Source organism: Streptomyces sp. NPDC021012 (assembly GCF_044333355.1).
GTDB lineage: Bacteria > Actinomycetota > Actinomycetes > Streptomycetales > Streptomycetaceae > Streptomyces.
Genome location: NZ_JBIRQU010000004.1, coordinates 96,654 through 115,186 on the forward strand (window position 1 = coordinate 96,654; position 18,533 = coordinate 115,186).

The 18,533-nt window shown below is 75.9% G+C and carries 12 protein-coding genes; 1 reads left to right on the forward strand and 11 read right to left on the reverse strand.

The window, feature by feature from the left end; all coding sequences use genetic code 11:
- Positions 1-68 precede the first annotated feature (68 nt).
- Both ACH4TP_RS14650 and ACH4TP_RS14655 read right to left on the reverse strand, forming a co-directional pair.
- Positions 69-3,428, reverse strand: coding sequence for an FtsX-like permease family protein (locus ACH4TP_RS14650; protein WP_398437975.1), 3,360 nt, complete (start codon positions 3,426-3,428; stop codon positions 69-71).
- 154 nt (positions 3,429-3,582) lie between these two features.
- Entirely contained in the window at positions 3,583-3,987 is a 405-nt protein-coding gene (locus ACH4TP_RS14655) for a globin (RefSeq protein WP_398437977.1), read from the reverse strand.
- 98 nt (positions 3,988-4,085) lie between these two features.
- On the opposite strand from ACH4TP_RS14655, the gene ACH4TP_RS14660 reads away from it, so the two are divergent.
- Positions 4,086-5,048 (forward strand): methyltransferase domain-containing protein, encoded by a 963-nt coding sequence (locus ACH4TP_RS14660; RefSeq protein ID WP_398437979.1) that lies wholly within the window; start codon positions 4,086-4,088, stop codon positions 5,046-5,048.
- A gap of 9 nt (positions 5,049-5,057) precedes the next feature.
- Here the strand turns inward: ACH4TP_RS14660 and ACH4TP_RS14665 are convergent, their stop codons facing one another.
- The 9 genes from ACH4TP_RS14665 to ACH4TP_RS14705 form a co-directional block, all read right to left on the reverse strand.
- Positions 5,058-6,560 carry an FHA domain-containing protein gene (locus ACH4TP_RS14665; protein ID WP_398437981.1) on the reverse strand — a complete coding sequence of 501 codons (1,503 nt, stop codon included), beginning with the start codon at positions 6,558-6,560 and terminating at the stop codon, positions 5,058-5,060.
- A 41-nt stretch (positions 6,561-6,601) separates the two neighbouring features.
- A complete protein-coding gene (locus ACH4TP_RS14670) occupies positions 6,602-7,921 on the reverse strand; it encodes a VWA domain-containing protein (RefSeq protein ID WP_398437983.1) in 1,320 nt (439 codons plus the stop codon).
- Positions 7,922-7,985: 64 nt separating this feature from the next.
- Complete coding sequence (locus ACH4TP_RS14675) at positions 7,986-9,446, reverse strand: PP2C family serine/threonine-protein phosphatase (RefSeq protein WP_398437985.1); 1,461 nt, start codon at positions 9,444-9,446, stop codon at positions 7,986-7,988.
- Between the two features lie 2 nt (positions 9,447-9,448).
- A complete protein-coding gene (locus ACH4TP_RS14680) occupies positions 9,449-12,016 on the reverse strand; it encodes a tetratricopeptide repeat protein (RefSeq protein ID WP_398438449.1) in 2,568 nt (855 codons plus the stop codon).
- A 59-nt stretch (positions 12,017-12,075) separates the two neighbouring features.
- Positions 12,076-13,371 carry a hypothetical protein gene (locus ACH4TP_RS14685; protein ID WP_398437986.1) on the reverse strand — a complete coding sequence of 432 codons (1,296 nt, stop codon included), beginning with the start codon at positions 13,369-13,371 and terminating at the stop codon, positions 12,076-12,078.
- A gap of 57 nt (positions 13,372-13,428) precedes the next feature.
- Positions 13,429-14,538, reverse strand: coding sequence for a glutamate ABC transporter substrate-binding protein (locus tag ACH4TP_RS14690; RefSeq protein WP_398437988.1), 1,110 nt, complete (start codon positions 14,536-14,538; stop codon positions 13,429-13,431).
- A gap of 11 nt (positions 14,539-14,549) precedes the next feature.
- Complete coding sequence (locus tag ACH4TP_RS14695; RefSeq protein WP_389222001.1) at positions 14,550-15,977, reverse strand: hypothetical protein; 1,428 nt, start codon at positions 15,975-15,977, stop codon at positions 14,550-14,552.
- Between the two features lie 308 nt (positions 15,978-16,285).
- The gene (locus tag ACH4TP_RS14700) at positions 16,286-17,269 is read right to left on the reverse strand and encodes an N-acetylglucosamine kinase (RefSeq protein ID WP_398437989.1); all 984 of its coding nucleotides are present in this window, start codon (positions 17,267-17,269) and stop codon (positions 16,286-16,288) included.
- Entirely contained in the window at positions 17,260-18,525 is a 1,266-nt protein-coding gene (locus tag ACH4TP_RS14705; RefSeq protein ID WP_389221998.1) for a 6-phospho-beta-glucosidase, read from the reverse strand. Before ACH4TP_RS14705 ends, ACH4TP_RS14700 begins: the two co-directional genes overlap by 10 nt.
- Positions 18,526-18,533 lie beyond the last annotated feature (8 nt).

Consider the following 18,533-nt stretch of genomic DNA (forward strand, 5'->3'; position numbering starts at 1 on the left):
GGGGGCCTTCCTGCGTACGGCGGGCGTGTCGGTGCGGTCGCGGTCCCCGTCAGCGGGTGTCGGCGGCATCAGTTGTCCCCCTGGTGGCGCAGGGTCACGGCCGGGTCGGCGCGGCGCAGGGCGATCGAGGCGACGATGGCGAGCGGCAGGGCGGCGACGCCGGCGAGCAGCAGCGCCACCTGGCCGAGGGGCAGTTCGACGAGGACCGGCGGGACGGGCCGGGCGGCCTGGCCGGTGAGGACGACGAGCGGGACGACCGTCCGGGCGAGGACGGCGCCGAGCCCGATGCCGACGAGCAGGCCGATGCCGATGAGCAGTCCCTGTTCGGCGGCGACGAGCCGGGCGAGCTTGCGGCGCGGTGCGCCGAGCGCCCGGAGCACGCCGAACTCGGCGGCCCGTTCCCGCATCGCGCCGGCCGAGCCGACGGCGAAGCCGACGGCGGCGAGCGCGGCGGCGGCCGCCGCGACCGCCATCAGGGCGGCGTTGGGGCCCGCGCCGAGCGGGTCGCCGAGGAGTTCGGCGGCGACCTCGTCCCGTACGAGGATCTGGGTCGGTTCGACGTCGGGGCGGGCGCGCAGGGCCGCGGCGACCTCGGCGGCGCGGCCGGGGGCGGTGGTCAGCCACCACTCGGTGGGCGGCAGGGTCGCGGTCCCGTCGGAGTCGGCCGCCAGGAACCGGTTGACCGAGGCCAGGTCGAGGAGGATCGCGCCGCCGTCCTCGGGGGTGGCGGCGCCGGAGGAGACGGAGGCGGTCTGCGCGCCCGGACCGGTGGTCGGCAGCTCCTTGACCACCCGGTCGACGGTGACGTCGAGCTGCCGGCCGGCGAGGGCGACCTGGATCGGTTCGCCGGGCTCGGCACCGGTCGCCGTCATGAAGGTCTCGGTGGCGACGGCGGTGAGCCGCCCGGGGGCCTTCGGGGCGGGGGCGTTCATCCGCAGGGTGAACTCCAGCGCCCAGGTGTAGTCGGTGACCTTCGCGCCGACGACGGGGAACGAGAGGGAGTACGGGGCCGGCCGGCCGCCGGGTCCGGCGGCCCCGGCACGACCGCTCGCGCCGATCTCCGCCGTGCTGCCGTCGGCCTTGGTCTGCTCGAACGAGGAGGCCCAGGAGGCGAGGACCTGCGCGGGGGCGTGCGTCTTCGTCCCGCCGTCGGCTCCGACGGTGGCGAAGCGCTCGACGCGCAGCGTCTGGGTGTGGTGCGCGTTGTCGGCGATCGTGCCGGTGAGCTCCAGGTCCGTGAGGGTCAGGAGGCCGCCGGAGCCGCGGGCGGCGTCGGCGCCGGGCACGGCGCCCTCGGCGGCCAGGTCGAGGGTCAGCCGGTGCGTGCGGCCGTCGGAGGGCAGCGGTCCCAGGTCCCGCCGGTACGGGACGCCGCTCGGGTCCTCCAGGACGGCGCCGACCCGGGCGTCGGGCGTGCCGGCGGGCGCGGTCGTCCGCAGGTCGACCGAGAGCGCCCGGGTCCCGGCGGGCAGCGCGAGACCGGTGCCGGCGAAGGCCTTGGGGGTCAGCGGGGCGAGCAGGGCCGGGGCGGGGACGGGCGAGAGGTCGGAGCGGAGGAACAGGCCGCCCGCGTTGCGGGTGTCCACGGCCAGGACGGCGGCGTTCTTCCCGGCCACGTCCAGGGAGGCGCGGTGCACGGGGGCCACGGCCCTGACGCCCGGTACGGCGGCGAGGCGTTCGGTCTGCGTCGGCTCGCCGGAGCCGACGCCGAGGACGCGGACGTCCGTACCGGTGCGGAAGTCGGCCTGGTCGCGCTGTGAGCGCTCCCAGGAGCCGCTCTGCCCGATGGCCAGCATGCCCATCGCCACGGCGAGGACGAGGAGGAGGACGGGACCGGCGCCGCGCAGCGGCCGGCGGCTGAACTGCCAGCCCGCGAGGGCGGCGGAGAGCCCGCGCCCGCCGGCCGCGCGCCGCTCGGCCAGCTTGGCGGCGGGCGGCAGCAGACGCAGCGTCAGGACGGTGCCGGCGAGCAGGGCGAGGGCGGGCGCGGCGATGAGCACCGGGTCGACGGAGCCGCCGCCGGCCCCGTCCGCGCCGAGGGTGCCGCCCGCGGCGGACGGCCGCTGGAGCTGCCAGTAGGCGACGCCCGCGACGGCGAGCAGGCCGAGGTCGGCCCCGGCCCGTACCGAGGCGGGCAGGGAGGCCGAGCGGGCCTTGCGCAGCGAGACGACGGAGCCGTCCCCGGCGGCGAGCGCGGGGGCGACGACGGCCGCCGCGCAGCAGAGCGCGACCACGGCGGCGACCAGCCACACCTGGGCCGAGGGCGAGGTGTCGAGGTGCACCCCGAGCCTGGAGAGCGCGGACCGCTCGGCGAAGAGCCGGGTCAGCGGGCCGGACAGGAGCGGGGCGGCGAGCGCGGCGGGCAGGGCGAGCAGCAGCGCCTCGGCGGCGGCGAGCCCGGCGATCCGGCGGCGGGAGCCGCCGCGGGCCCGCAGCAGGGCCGTCTCGCCGGAGCGCTCGGTGCTGAGCAGCCGGGCGACGAGCAGCAGCGCGTACGCGGCGAGCAGCACCAGCTGCACGGCGACGATCAGGAGGGTGGAGCGGGAGACGAGCAGGGCCCGCCGGGTCTGGTCGAGGACGGTCGGGAGCGCGGTCGACGCGGAGATCGTCGTCCCGAAGGCGCCCGTGGCCTCGGCCAGCTTCTTCGGGCCCTCGGCCGACGCGGCGCGCAGGGCGTCCATCCGGTCCGTGGTGAAGCCGGTGTAGTCGGCGGAGCCGAGCCAGGTGGTGTCGCCGGGGCTCAGCGTCCCGGAGCTGAGGACGGCCGGGTCGACGTCCAGCGGCCCGTACGTCGTGAACGCGACGGTCCGCACGCCGCGGCCGCCCGCCGGGTCCAGCTGCCAGTACAGGTCGGTGGTGTCGGCCGGCTTGTAGACGCCGGTGATCCGGGCCTTCAGCTTCTGGTTCTTGAGCCGGTCGGTGAGGTCGAGGACGGTGCCGGGGCCGACCCTGAGCCGCCGGGCCGCCTCCTCGGGCAGCGCCGTCTCGATCACGCCCCCGGCCCTGGCGGGCGAGGGCCAGGCTCCCTTGACGAGCGAGAGCCGCGAGCGGTCGAGCGCGGCGAACTGCGTCAGGTCGGGGTCGCCCTTGCGGGCGGCGGGCGGCTGGAGGTCACGGGGCAGGGCGTACGGCCCCGAGCGTTCGAGCCGCCACACGGTCACCGGCAGTCCGTCGAAGGTCCTCCGCACGCCGTCCTCGACGGCGGCCTCGGCGCTGGCCCGCTTCGCGGCCGGCACCTGTCCGCTCACGAGCATCGCGGCGGCGGCCGCGGACCGGCCGCGCAGTCCGGCCTGGAGCGCGGCGTCCCCGATCGCGCCGGAGAAGGCGGCGAGGGTGGCGAGCACCGAGGTCGTCAGGAGCACGGAGAGCAGTGCCGCGGCGAGCAGCAGCCGGTGTGCCCTGACACGCAGAAATACGAACCCCGTCACCCATCCCCCTGGACCCGCTGAAAGTTTCCTCGGATGCTTTCAGAGGCCACGCGTCGCTGGTAACCGCTTCCCAGCGCACCTTGATGGGATCGTGACCGTTATTCGGCGTTCCGTGTCCGGAACGTTTCAGTCCGTGGAGCCGGCCGTCGGTTCGTCAGCCGACGCTGTTCACCATCGACGCCGCCGCGTACGTCAGATAGCGCCACAGCTCGCTCTCGTGCTCCGGGGCGAGACCCAGCGAGTCGACGGCGTCGCGCATGTGGCGCAGCCAGGCGTCGTGGGCGGCCCGGTCCACGGTGAACGGGGCGTGGCGCATCCGCAGGCGGGGGTGGCCGCGGTGGTCGCTGTAGGTGCGGGGGCCGCCCCAGTACTGCATCAGGAAGAGGGCGAGGCGCTCCTCGGCCGGGCCGAGGTCCTCCTCGGGGTACATCGGGCGGAGCAGCGGGTCCGCCGCGACGCCCTCGTAGAAGCGGTGGACCAGACGGCGGAACGTCTCCTCGCCGCCGACCTGGTCGTAGAAGGTCTGCTCCTGCACTGTTTCCCCGGGAATCTCGTTCACCGTTCCATCGTCTCAGATGCCCCGGCCGAGGACCGGAGGCTTAGGACCACCTGTACGGGCGGTCGACCGGGGGCCCGGCGGGGCGGGAGAGTGGGGGCATGGACGCGGTGCGGGACGAGTTCGCCGAGGCCGGAGCGCGGGAGCGGCGCGCGCTCGTGCGGGAGCTCGACGCGGAGGGCCTGCTGACCGACCCCGCCTGGCGGGCGGCCTTCGCCGAGGTGCCGCGCCACCTCTTCGTCCCGTACTACTACGTCTCCGCGCCCGGCGGCTACGAGCGGCTCTGGTCCGGCGACCCCGAGCCCGCGCGACGCGACCGCTGGCTGCGCGGGGCGTACGCGAACACGGCGATCGCCACCCGGGTACGGGACGGGGGCCTGTTCTCCTCCGCCAGCCAGCCCTCCCTGATGGCGCTGATGCTCGACGCCCTGGACGTACGCGACGGGGACGACGTCCTGGAGATCGGCGCCGGCAGCGGCTACCACGCGGCCCTGCTCTGCCACCGCCTCGGCGAGGAGCACGTCACCACCGTCGACCTGGACGAGGAGATCGCCGAGTCCGCCCGCACCCACCTCGCCGCCGCCGGGTACCGGCCCGCGGTGCTCGCCGCCGACGGCGCCCGGGGCTGCCCCGAGCGCGCCCCGTACGACCGGATCGTGGCGACCTGCGAAGTGCCCGCCGTCCCGTACCCCTGGCTCGCCCAGTGCCGACCCGGCGCGCTCGTCCTCGCCCCGCTCTCCACCGGGCTGATCCTGCTGCGGGTGCGCGACGCCGGGCATGCGGAGGGACGGTTCCTCGCGACCTCCGCGTACTTCGTGGCCCTGCGGGGCGCCGCCGCCCAGGCCCCGGCGGCGGCAGGACCGCGCCACGGCCCGGCCGGGGACGAGCGCTTCCTCTTCCTGTGGGGTCTGGTCGGCGGGACCCTCGACCGACGCGAAGCGCTCTCGCTCTGGCTGCGCGAGCGGCGGCCGGAGCGGGAGCGCTTCGGGGTGACGGTCAGCGGCGACCGGCAGTGGGCCTGGCTGGACGACCCGGCGGGGCCGTACGCCTGGCCCCTGCGCTGAGGCCGTCCGTCAGGAGCTGCGGATCGTGATCGTGGTCCAGGCGCCGACGTGCACCCGGTCGCCGTCCTGGAGCTGGACGGGGACGTAGGGCTGGATCGGCTCCTCGCCGCCGTTGACCGTGGTGCCGTTGGTGGAGTTCTGGTCCACCACCGCCCACGAGCCGTCCGGCTGCTGCACGAGCACGGCGTGCTGGTGCGAGACGCCCGGGTCCTCCGGCGGCACCGACAGGTCGATGTCGGGGGACTCGCCGGTGGAGTGCCGGCGACGGCCGATGGAGACCTGGTTGCCCTGGAGCGGCACGTGCTTGTCCGGCGAGTACGCGGGCAGGTTCAGGCCCGTGGCCTCCGGGCCGCTGCGCTGCATCATCGCCATGAAGTACTCGCGGTCGGGACCGATGACCGCGGTCCAGCTGAGCGGCTGCTGCGGCGGGCGCGGCGGCTGGAACTGCTGCGGAGGCGCCTGGTGCTGCGGCGGGGCCGGAGGTGCCTGAGGCGCCTGCGGCGGCTGGTGCTGCGACGGCGGCGACAGGACCCAGTCGTCGTCCGCGCGCGGCTGCGGCGGCGCGGGCGGCGCCGGGGCCTGGGCCGGAGCCTGGAGGTACGCGGGCTGGGCCGGCTGCTGCTGCTCCTGCGGGCGCTGCGGCGGGGCCTGGTGGTGCGTGGGCTCGGCGCCCAGCGGCTCGGCCGGCCGGTTCACCTGCGAGGGCCGCGAGCCCTGGTAGCCGAACGGGTCCGGCTGCGGGGGCTGCTGCTGCCTCGGCGGCGCGGGCGGCGGCGACTGGAAGCCGGGCGGCAGGTTCACTCCGGGCGGCGGGCCGGGCTGCTGCTGCGGCGGTGCGGGCGGGGCCGACGGGGCGTTGCGCGGGGCCAGCGGCGTGTACGAGGTCGCCGTGTTCGTGAGGAAGTTCCAGCGGCACTCCTCGCAGAACGGCGCCATGTGCTCACGCGGCGTCCGGCACTGCGGGCACAGCTCCGCCTGAGCCGTCGCGTTCGGGTCACCACCGGGCCCGAAGCCGCCGGGGGCGGCGGGCGCGCCGGGACCGCCGTAGGGGCCGGGACCACCGGGACCGGCAGGGGCTCCGGGGCCACCGGGGCCGCCGTAGGGGCCGGGACCGCCGGGTGCGTCAGGGCCGCCGTAGGCACCGGGGCCGCCGGGAGCCGCAGGGGCTCCGGGGCCGCCGTAGGAGCCGGGGCCGGAGGGGGCGCCGGGTGCGTCAGGGGTGTTGAAGGCGCCGGGACCGGCGGGAGCCGGGGGAGCTCCGGGGCCGCCGTAGGGGCCGGGAGCGGCGGGGGCACCAGGGCCGCCCGGGCCGAAGTTGCCGGGGGTGCCCGGGGGCGGGCCCTGGGGGGCCTGGCCGGGGCCGGAGGGGCCGGGGTATCCGTACGCGGGGGGCGGCGGCGGGGGAGGCGGCGGTACGGCACCCGTCGGCGCACCCGCCCCGGCCATGCGATGGCCGCAGACCTCGCACCAGTCGTCGGAGACCGACTGGTGTCCGTTCGGGCAGGTCGGCATGTCGGTGCTTCCCCCTCTCGTCGTCCGGCCCGGTGGCCGGGCTACCTCTTGACGCGAACGGTCTTGGTGGAACGGGTCTCGAGTGTCATCTCGTCCGCTTCCGCGACCTTCGCCTTCAAACGCACAGTACCGGTCGCCGCGTCGACGACGTCGACCACCTTCGAAAGCAGTTTCGCGGTATCCGCGTTGCCGGAGGCCGCCGCGAGCTGCACGGCACGGCCCAGTTTGGCCGTCGCGCCGTCCCGATCGCCCGATTTGCGGGCATCCAGACCCTGCTGGATGACGTCCGCCAGCTCCGCCTGGCCCGTGTAGTGCGCGACCTGCGGATTGATCGACGTCGACATGGCGAGGTCGTCCGTCCACACCGCCCGTACCAGTCCTTGAGACAGCGGGCGCGGGTCGCCGCCCGCCGGGTCGGGTGCGAGCAGCGAGACCCGGGCGGCGAGCATCTCCTGCCCGATCGCCGCCTGCGGGACCCGCACGCTCACGTGGTAGTCGCGGGACTCGTCGCCCCACGAGCCCGTCGGGTAGTCGCCGGCGCGCGGCCCGGCCTCGGTGCGCCGCCCGGTCAGGTCCTCGACCGCCGGCGCCACCTGCTTGACGAACATGATCTCGACCCCGACCGGGGTCCACAGGCGCAGCGCGACGTCCGCGACGCCCTTGCCCATCGCGTGCTCCATCATCGCCGTGAAGTCGGCGGCGAGCCCCGCCGGGTCGGCGACGATGTCGGCGGTGCCCAGGAGCGCCGAGGCGATCCCGGTGACCTCCTTGACCTCCCAGTCCGTGCCGACCCCGCGCGCGTCGCAGGTGAACCGGCCGGCGCAGGCGTCGAGCGCGGCCCGCAGCTCCGCCGGGGACTCGTGCTCGTTGCGGCCGTCGGTGAGCAGGATGCCGTGCCGGATGGTGAGCTCGGCGGAGGACAGCAGCCGGTCCGCGAGGCGCAGCCAGGTGCCGATCGCGGTGCCGCCGCCCGCGGAGAGCCGGCGCAGCGCCTCCTTGGCCTCGGCGCGGGTCCGGGCGTCGGCGACGGCGAGGCCGCCGTCGGCCGGGTAGACCTCCTTCGCCACGTGCGTCCCGGCGACGACGGCGAAGTGCGTGCCGTCCCGCAGGGTGTCGACGGCGGCGGCGGTCGCCTCGCGCGCGCCGCGCATCTTGGTGGCGGGGTAGTCCATCGAGCCGGAGCAGTCGACCATGATCACGACACCGGCCGACCCGCCGCTCGCGAACCCGCCGGTGGTGCCGCCCCCGGTCGAGGTGACCGTGACGATCGCGCTGACGTCCCGGCCGCCCTCGGGCAGGAACTCGTTCTGGTAGACGTCCACGGAGAACTGGGGCACGGTCGGCTTGGAGAAGTTCGCCATCTGTTTCGGCTCCTACGCGACAGACGCAACAACGGTGAAGGGGACGGGGGATGGGCGACCGCTCTCAGGCGGATCCTGCCCCTTGCGGGGTGACGGTGAACGGGACGAGCGCGACCGTGATGTTGTCGTGGCCTCCGCCGTCCAGGGCGTGGCCGACCAGGACCTGCGCTCCGTGCAGCGGCCGGTCGGCGGCGTCCGCGGGGACGACCCGGGCCATGTCCTCCGCGGCCTCCGCGTAGTTCCACAGGCCGTCCGTGCAGACCACCACCACGCCGGAACGATCCGGCTTGAACGCGGCCGTGTGCGGGTCGAGTTCGTACGAGTCGGCGCCGAGCCAGCCGGTGATCGCGTGGGCGCGCTCGTCCGCGTACGCCTCGGCCTCGTTCATCAGGCCGGCCGCGACCATCTGCGCGGCCCACGAGTCGTCCTCGGTGAGCCGGGCGGGCGGGGCGCTGCGGTCGTCCGGCACCCAGTAGGCGCGGCTGTCGCCGACCCAGCCCACTACGAGCAGCCCGGCGGCGACGACGGAGCCGACGATGGTGCAGGCCGGGGCGTTGCGGTGGCGGTGCGGATCGTGCTCCGCGCCGTCCTGACCGGGCTCCTCCGCGAGGGAGTTGACGGCCTCGGCGGCGGCCACGATCGCCTCGTGCATCGCCTGCTGCGGGTGCGTGCCCCGGGGGAGCGCGGCGAGCAGCGAGGCGCCGGCGGCCTCGGCGGCGGCCGCGGAGGCCTCGTCGGGGCGGGTCGCCGAGGAGACGCCGTCGCAGACGATCGCGAGGGTGGCGGGGGAGCCGTCGGGCAGGGTGGTCGTCGAGACGGCGAACGCGTCCTCGTTGCGGTGGTGGCGCAGCCCCCGGTCGCTGACGGCGGCCACACCGGCGAGCTCCCGCTCCATGTGGTCGCGCTCGCGCGGCTGCGCGTGCCCGCAGTTCTCGCAGTACCCGTCGGTGTCCACCCGCCCGGCCCGGCAGGCCACGCAGAGCGCGGGTCCGCCCGCGGCGGGCGGGGCGACCGGGGCGGGCGGGGCGGGATCCACGCGCACGGCGGCACGGGGGTCGGGCGCGGCCAGCTCGAAGTCACCGTCGGACGCGGGCGCCGAGCCCGCGGCGGGCGCGGCGGTACCGGGCGCCGAGGCCACGGCGGGTGCGGCGGTACCGGGCGCCGAGCCCGCGGCGGGTGCGGCGGTACCGGGCGCCGAGGCCGCGGCGGGCGCGGGGGATCCCGGCACCGGACCGTCCACGCGGACCTCCGTCGTCGGCAGGTCGCGGCCGCCGGAGTCGGTGCCGGGGAGGTCGCCCGGGTGCTGGGTCATCGTCGAGAGCGAACCGGGTTCGCGGGGCGGGGCGTCCGGCCAGATCACGGGGGTGCCGATCGCCACGGTCGGGCGGTCCGGCACGGCCTCGGCGGCCGGCAGGGCCGACAGGTCGTAGCCGCACGCCCCGCAGAACCGGTCACCCGACTCCAGCGGCTCCGCGCAGCCCGGGCAGACGGCGAGTCCGTGCGACGGCTTCGGCTTCTGGGACATCCTCACACCCACGTCCTGGGGCGGAAGCGGTTGGCCCGCTCCACCAGTTCGATCCTCTCCTCGCCCCGCTGGGCGAGCCGGGCCAGCACCCGGTACGAGCGTTCGAGGCCGAAGCGCAGTCCGCGCTCGTCCAGTTCACTGCCGAGCAGCAGCGCGCCGCCGCCCGGTGCCGCGCCGGGACTCCCGGAGAGTACCCAGTCGAGGGCCGTCCCGAGGACCTCCGTCGACAGGCGCTCCCGGCGCACCGCGTCCAGACCGAAGCCCTGGAGCGCGGAGACCTGCGCCGCGGCCGCCGTCAGGTCGGCGCCGAGCGGCTCGTGCGCCGGGCGCCGCCGCAGCCGCGCCCGTACGGCCGCGACCCGGGCCGCCGTGTAGTGGATCGACGCCTCCGGTACGGACTCCAGGGCCTGTACGGCTCCGCCGCGGTCGCCCGCCGCGAGCCGCACCCGGGCGAGCCCGAAGGCCGCGCTGACGTAGCCGGGGTCCGTCGCCCACACCAGGCGGTAGTACTCGGCGGCGTTGTCCAGCTGGCCGAGGACCTCGGCGCAGATCCCGAGGGCCAGCTTCGGCGCGGGCTCGCCGGGGAAGGCGTCGTACACCGCGTCGAAGGCCAGCGCCGCGTGCTCGTGGTCCCCGGTCACCAGGGAGGCGACCCCCCGGTACCAGACGACCCGCCAGTCATCCGGGTCCCGCTCCTCCAGACCGGCGAGGGTCCGCGCGGCGGCGGGCAGGTCGTCCAGCTCCAGCTGGGCCCGCAGGGTCCGCAGCACCAGCTCGGGGGAGGGCGCGGGCGCGCCCTGGAGCGCCCCGAGCAGCTCGGCCGGCGCGGCCGCCGCGAGCCCGGCGAGGAAACCGGCGTTGGGGTCGCCCGCGTCGACGCGCGGCACGGGCAGCGCGAGCGCGGTGGCGGGCGCGTCGAGCGGCGCGAGCAGCGAGCCGAGCCCGGGCTCTCCGGCACCCGGCACCGCACCGGAGACGGCGCCCGGCACCGCGCTCGTCCCGGCGCCCGCTGCGGCGCTTGCCCCGGAGGCCGGGAGCGCGCCCGGCGCCTGACCCGGAACGGAACCCGGCAGCGGCGGACCGGCCGCGGCTCCGGCCTTACTGCGCCGCCCGCCGCCCCGGCGGGCCCCGAGCAGCGACACGTCCTCCGTGAGCTCGGCGAACAGCGTGGTGTCCGTGACCCGCACCTCCGTGCCGAACAGCGTCGACAGGGCCGGGCGCGGCCGGCCCGACTGGAGCGCGACGACCTCGCGCAGCACGCCCGTCAGCTGCTCTGCCATCTCCTGCGCGGAGGCGAACCGGCGGGCCGGGTCCGGGTCGGTGGCGCGGACCAGGAAGCGGTAGTACGACTCGTACGTCCGGAAGACCTCGATGTGCTCCGGGTCGGGCAGCGAGTCCAGGAAGACGTTCGTGTAGCCCTGGAAGTCGAAGGTCATCACGGCGAGCGTGCGCGCCACCGTGTACAGGTCGCTGGCCACCGAGGGGCCGACCTCGGCCACCTCGGGCGCCTGGTAGCCGACCGTGCCGTAGATCGCGGACTCGTCGTCGTCCATCCGCCGGACCGCGCCCATGTCGATGAGCTTCAGCTGGTCCTCGGTCTGGATGGCGTTGTCGACCTTGAAGTCGCAGTACAGCAGGTTCCGGCTGTGCAGATGGCCGAGCGCCTCCAGGGCCTCGATGCCGTACGCGCAGGCCTGCTCCACCGGCAGCGGATCGCGCCGGCCGTCGGGGGTCCGCCGGTCGTTGGCGATCTCCTTGAGCGACTTGCCGCCGACGTACTCCATGACGATGTAGCCGTCCAGGGAGCCGGTGCGCGGGTCGAGGTGCTCGACGAAGTTGTAGATGCGGACGATGTTGGAGTGCTCGATCTCGGCGAGGAAGCGGCGCTCGGAGATCGCCGCGGCCATGGCGTCCTGGTCGCCGGTGTCGAGCAGGCCCTTGAGGACCACCCACCGGTCGGAGACGGCCCGGTCCACCGCGAGGTAGATCCAGCCGAGCCCGCCGTGCGCGAGGCAGCCCGCGACCTCGTACTGGCCGTGCACGATGTCCCCGGCGCGCAGCTTCGGCACGAAGGAGTACGGGTGCCCGCACTTGGTGCAGAAGCCCTCCGTACGGCCCGGCCGGTCCCCGCGCGAACGGCCCACCGGGGCCCCGCAGTCCGAACGGGAGCAGAAACGCTTCCGCTCGGGCACCTCGGCGTTCTCCATCACCGCCGCCCGCGGGTCCGGGCGCGGCACCTCGGGGATCGTCACCAGGCCCGCGCCCAGCCGGTTCCGGGCGGACTGCCCGGTCGACGAGCCCGAGCTGCGCACCGACACCGAGCGGCCGGTGGAGGCCCCGGAGAGCGAGCGCGAGAGCCGGCCGGAGACCGAGCGGCGCGAGGTCGAGGAGCGGGACGAGGACCGCGAGGAGGCGCGCGAACCGCTCCGCGAGGAGCTGGAGTCCGGCCCCGCGACGCCCGTCCCCTTCCCGGGCACGGCCATCCCCGTCGGCGTCGACCCGATCAGGCCCCCGGGCGCGACGACCGGCGCGAGCCCGCAGGTGTCGCAGTACAGCTCGCCGCCCCCCATGTCCTCGTACGAACCCTCGCACGAAGGACGCTGACAGCTCTTCACGTCCGTTCCCCCGCTCACCACTGCTGTCCTCCCGCGTCTCCCGCGTCTCCCGTGTCCCTCGGCCCGGACAGTACCTCCGCGACCGCCCGCTGGTAGCGCAGCACCGCCTGCTCGGCGACCCGCAGATCGCAGGGCGCGCTCCACAGCATCCGGCGCGCCGCGTCGTACCGCTCGACGAGCAGCGGGTCCTCCGCCGCGCCGAGCCGCGCCGCCTTCGCCTTGTACGCGTCGAGCCGGCCGCGCAGCTCGGCCCGGACCGCGAGCGGCGCGGTGACCGCCGTCAACGACTCGCGGGCCCGCAGCAGTTCGTCCTCCGCCTCCCGCTCCAGGGAGTCCAGGAGGGGGGAGAGCCGGTGCCACTGGGCGCGCCTGCGGTACTCGGCGGCGGCCGCGAGCCGCTCCTGGAGCACGATCGGCGGGCCGCTGACGGCCGGCACCTCGGAGGCGGCGATCTTCGCGAGGACCTCGCCGCGCGCCGACCGCGCCTCGGCGAGCGTCCGGTCCGCCCGCGAGAGCACGTCCCGCAGCCTCAGCAGCCGGTCCTCGGAGTCCTGCCGGACCGCGAGGACGGCCTCGACCTCGCGCCGGACGTCCTCCAGGGCCAGCGCGGCCCGGTCGTACCGATCGGTGTCGGGACGGCCCCCGCCGGGCGCCGAACTCCCCGCCGCCGGGCGCCAGAACGCCAGCGGGTCGGTCACCACCTGGGAGCGCAGCGCGGTCAGCTCGGCCGTGATCGCCTCCAGCTCGTCCCCCGCCGGGTGCTCCCCGGGACGCACGCCCACCGAGTGCGCGAGCGAACGCGTCCGGCCCAGCTCGGCGGCGAGCAGGTCTATCCGGGCCGGCAGCGCCGACCAGACGGCGTCGGCGGTGACGACCAGGTCGAGCGAGGAGGCGTACAGCTCGTTCATCCGCCGGACCAGGCCCTCCAGGGTGAACCGCTCCGTGAGCAGGGCGCCCTCGGCGGCCCCGCCCGGCACGAGCACGGTGTCCCCGCGCAGCCGGTCGGTCAGCTCCACGAGCTCCTCCCGGCCGGGCCAGCGCTTGCGCGCGCGCAGCTCACGGGCGTCCCGCAGGGCGGCGGTGTACACGTCGAAGCAGGTCCAGAGCAGGCTGATGGTCCGCTCGGCGGCCGCCCACCGCTCCCGGGTCGAGCCCGTCAGCTCGGCCCCTTCGAGCAGCCTGCGGCCCGCGTGGTCCTGGAGCGCGAGGAGCGAGTCCTCGATCGCCTGGTGCTCCGCGCCGAGCCGCGCCAGCGCACGGTCCGCCTCGTCCCGGTCCATCACCGGCCCGGGGGGTCCCGTGACGCCCATCGGTCACCTCTTCCGCTTCGTCGTGTGCAGGGTCGCTCCTCCGGGGCGCGTACCGGGCTACTTGTACAGCGGGGCGGGCGGCCCCGTTATCCCCGGGAGGTCCTTCGCCAGCCACTTCTCGTACGCCCGCTGCCAGGGGCCCTGCCGGTAGCCGACGAGCACCTGGTTGACCCGGCGCACCAGGTCGTCGTTGCCCAGCTTGGCCGCCACCCCGTAGTACTCCCTGGTGAACGGCTTGCCCTTGAGCTCGACCGCCGGGTCCTGCGCGGCCTGGCCGGCCGCGAGGGCGTTGTCGGTGACGACGGCGTCCACCTCGCCCATCTGGAGCCGGGCCAGGCAGTCCAGCTGGTTGGGGACGGTCAGCAGGTCCTGGTCGTCCTTGGTGCCGTCGCCCTCGTCCTTGAAGACCGCGCCGAACGAGTTCTCCGCCAGCGCGTCGTAGGCCGTGGAGCCCTCGGCGGTGCAGACCCGCTTGCCGCGCAGCGAGGAGTCGTAGCCGGTGATCCCGGTGGCGAGCTTGGGCGCCAGGACCTGCTGCCCGGCCTGGAAGTAGGCGGTGGAGAAGGCGACCTGCCCGATCCGCTTGCAGTTGATCGTCATGGTCCGCACGACGAGGTCGACCTTGCCGCTGTCCAGGGCGGCGATCCGCTGGTTGGTCGGGATCGTCCGGAAGATGATCGCCTCCGGGTCGCCGAGGATGTCCTGGGCGACGGCCTTGGCCAGGTCGATGTCGAAGCCCTCCAGGACGCCCTTCTCCGGGTTCCGGTAGCCCCAGCGGTAGCTGGACTGGTCGACGCCGACGATCAGCTTCCCGCGCTCCTTGATCGCCCGGATCGACGGGCCGTCCGCCGAGGAGGGCGTGAGGGAGGTCTCGGGGTGCTCGCAGGTGTCGGCCTTGACCTGGACGCCGGTGCCCACGCCGGGGCCGGCCGTCCGGGGCGCGGCCGCCGCGCCGCTCCCCTCCCGCGCGAGGGGCAGCAGCGTGAGCGAGGCGGTGAGCCCGCAGGCCACGGCCATGGCGGCGACCCCGCCCCAGCCCCGCAGCCGCCCGGCCGCCCGCACCACGAGCGGCTCCGCGCCGCTCGCCGCGCCGCTCGCCGCGCGGCGCGCCGCCGGCTCCGCGCCGCTCGCCACCGACCGCGCCAGCGGGTCCGCGCCGTTCGGCATCCCGCCCCCTCTCACCGGTACTCCGACAGTCTGCGGTTGATGCCGAGCACGGCGCCCGCCGCGCCCAGGATCCCGAGGGCCGCCGCGCCGAGGGGAAGCGCGGTCAGCGCGTCCCTGGCGCTCCCGGCGGAGCGGGTGAACTCGTCCTGCTCGTGCGCGAGGGCCCGCTCCAGGGCCGCGTCGACCTGGTCGAAGGACTGGCCCGTCGACCCCTTCGCGCCGACGACCAGGCCGAGGGCGCCCTCGTAGTCGCCGGCCTCGTCCTTGGCGCGGGCGTCCTTGTGGCGCTCCCGCCACTCGGCCGCGCGGGCGGCGGACTCGTCGACCGGGCCCCGCCCGGCGTCGTCGTCGGCCCGCTCCCGCGCCGCGGCGAGCGCCGTCGTCAGGGCGCTCATGCTCGCCGTGTAGTCCGCCTCGTACTTGTCGTTCTTGCCGTCCTCGGTGAGGACGGCGCCCCGGGCGACCAGGGTCAGGTTCTCGTTGGAGCGGGCGGTGAGGGAGCTGATCCGGGCCGTGTTGAGGACCTGGAGGGAGTCCTGCCCGTGCGCCCGCGCGCTGTTCAGCTCGGCCCGCGTCACGGTGTGCGCGGCGAGGAGCCAGAGCAGGACGGCCGCGGTGGCGGCGGTGGCGGCGAGCAGCCCGTGGTTGAAGACCCGGTTGGTGCGGGCGTAGTTGCGGCGCTGGGCCCAGACGAGGACGCCGAGGGCGAGCAGGCCGAGCGCGAGCGACGCGTACGGCCAGGCGCGGGCCGAGTCGTCGTCCCCGTGCAGCCGCGCCGTCTCCGCCGCGTACAGCCGCTCGGCGGCCGGGAGCAGCGCGCCGGACATCCGCGCGTTGGCGTACCGCAGATAGGCGCCGCCGAGCGGCAGGCCCTGCCGGTTGGCCGCCCGGGCGCGCTCTATCAGGCCCGTGTAGCGGGGGAGCTGCTCGTTGAGGGTGGCGATCTCGCGGGCCGAGGCGGACGAATCGTCCGTGTTGGAGGCGGCCTTGACGAGGAGCCGGGAGGCGGTGGTGATGTCCCGGTCGTACCGCGCGCGGGACTCCGCGGGCTCCAGGGTGCCCGCCAGGAACCCGGCGGCGGCGGTGGTGTCGGCGTCGGCGAGGGAGCGGTAGATGGCGGCCGCGTCGGCGCTCAGGGGCTGGCTGCGGCTGACGACGTCGTCGGCGGCGGAGGCCCGTCCGCTGACCTCCAGGGCGGTGACGGCCCCGAACGCGACGACGAGCAGCGCCAGTACGGCCCCGAGGATCTGGAGTCGGCCGGGCTCGGTGGTCGCGGCCTCCCGCAGCCGCTCCCGGCCCACGGCCCAGGCGCCGCGTCCCGCGGGCGGAGTGGCGGCGGGCGCGGGCGACGGCTGCGCGGGCACACCGCCCGGGCGCGCGGGCGCCTGCGCCGTGCCCCGCGCCGCCGGCGCGGCGGGCGCGTTCGGCGGGTATGTCACTTGACCTCCCCCTCGGTCGCTGACGTCGGACCCTCCTGCCGGGGTTCCGGTTCGGGACCGGTTCCGGTGGCGGACCACCCGGCCAGCAGTATGGCCTCAGGGGCCCGTCCGCACACCGGGATTGACTGGATCTTGTGCCTATCGTGCCCCATGCCTCCCAGGCGTCAGCAGGCGAACCCCCTCACCATGAATACGTCGCCCGGCGGGGATCGGTTCCGTATCGGCCATCGCTCGAACAGGTGAACATGCGTGAGGGGCGCCCCGTCGATCTGACGGGACGCCCCGTGACGGCGCGCTCGGACCGGCCCTCAGACCACCCCGTAGTGCTCCCGCAGCCGGGCCTTGGCCTCCGGGTCCGCGTCCGCCGCGTCCAGGGCGAGCAGTCCCGCCCCGAGGACCGGCGGCGCGGTCACGAAACCGATCACGGCCTTCGGCGCCCGCGCCGCCAGGAGTTCGCGGATCCGCTCCTCCAGCTGCGGGTGGCGGGCGGCGAGCACGCTGCCGCCGAGCAGCACCGGCGCCTCCTCGTCCTGGAGCCCGAGCCGGCGGAGCGCGACCGCCGCCATGGCGACGACCTCCTCGGCCTGCCGGTGCACGATCGACAGCGCCACCGGATCGCCCCCGGCCGCGACCGCGAAGAGCACCGGCGACAGCTCGTGCCGCCGCGCCATCGGGATCCGTCCCAGGTGCAGCGCCTCGATCAGCGCGTACATCGACTCCAGGCCGAAGTGCGCGGGCAGCGCGCCCGCCAACTCCGTCGGCTCTCCCCGCCCGTCCTCGGCGCGGGCCGCGAACCACAGCGCCTCGTCGGCGAGTCCGCCGCCCCCGCCCCAGTCCCCGGAGATCTTCCCGATCGCCGGGAAGCGCGCGGTCCGCCCGTCCGGGGTCATCCCGACGCAGTTGATGCCCGCCCCGCACACCACGGCCACACCGCGCGGCTCGTCGACCCCGGCCCGCAGGATGGCGAAGGTGTCGTTGTGCACCCGCACGGACGGGCTCCAGCCCCGGCCGAGCAGCTCGGTCCGGAGCGAGGCCTCCTCCACCGGCAGGTCGGCATTGGCGAGACAGGCCGCGACCCGCGCGAACTCCACGGGGACACCCGCCTCGGCGCACGCCCTCCCGACGATCTCCGCGAGCCCGTCGACCGCCGCCCCCACCCCCACCAGCGGGGGCTGGAACCCGCCGCCGCGCGCCGCCCCCAGGACGGTCCCGTCCCGGTCGAGCACCGCGACGTCGGTCTTGCTGTTCCCCGCGTCGACCGCGAGGAGGAGGCCGTTCAGGTTCACGCCCACGCGAGGTGCTCCCGGTTGTGCGCGATCAGCCGGTCGGTGAGCCCGTCGGCGTACGCGTACTGCCCGACCAGCGGGTGCGCGAGCAGCGCCTTGAACACCCGGTCCCGGCCGCCGCGCAGCGCCGCCTCCAGGGCCAGGTCCTCGTAGGCCGTGACGTTCGCGATGAGACCGGCGTACAGCGGGTCCACCGGCGCGACCGGCAGCGGCGTGGCGCCGTGCGCGCCGACCGCCGCCTGCGTCTCGATGACGGCGTCGTCCGGCAGGAACGGCAGCGTGCCGTTGTTGTACGTGTTCACCACCTGGTACGGCGAACCCCCGCCGCCCAGCAGGGACGCCGCCAGGTCCACGGCCGCCTCCGAGTAGAAGGCGCCGCCCCGCTTGGCCAGCAGCGCCGGCTTCTCGTCGAGCGCCGGGTCCCCGTACATCTCCAGGAGCTCCCGCTCCATCGCCGCGACCTCGGCGGCCCGCGAGGGCTTCGTGCCGAGCTCCCGCACGACCTCGTCGTGGGCGTAGAAGTACCGCAGGTAGTACGAGGGGACGACGCCGAGCCGGTCCAGGACCGGGCGCGGCAGGCGCAGGTCGGCGGCGATCGCTTCCCCGTGCTCGGCGAGCAGCCGGGGCAGCACGTCCTCGCCCTCGGGGCCCCCGAGCCGTACCGCCCGCTCCCAGGTCAGGTGGTTGAGCCCGACGTGGTCGAGGTGGACCTCGGACGGGGTGACGTCGAGGAGCTTCGCGAACTTCCGCTGGAAGCCGATGGCCACGTTGCACAGGCCGACGGCCTTGTGCCCGGCCCGGAGCAACGCGCGCGTGACGATGCCGACGGGGTTGGTGAAGTCGATGATCCAGGCGTCGGGGTTGGTGCGGCGGACCCGCTCGGCGATGTCGAGGACGACCGGGACCGTGCGCAGCGCCTTCGCGAGACCGCCGGCCCCCGTCGTCTCCTGGCCGACGCAGCCGCATTCGAGCGGCCAGGTCTCGTCCTGCTCGCGGGCGGCCTGTCCGCCGACCCGCAGCTGGAGCAGGACGGCGTCGGCGCCCTCGACCCCGGCGTCGAGGTCGCCCGTGGTGACGACCTTCCCGTCGTGGCCCTGCTTGGCGAAGATCCGCCGGGCCAGGCCGCCGACGAGCTCCAGGCGCTCGGCGGCCGGGTCGACGAGGACGAGTTCGGTGATGGGCAGGGTGTCGCGCAGCCGCGCGAATCCGTCGATCAGTTCGGGGGTGTAGGTGGACCCGCCCCCCACGACAGCGAGCTTCATGAAATGAC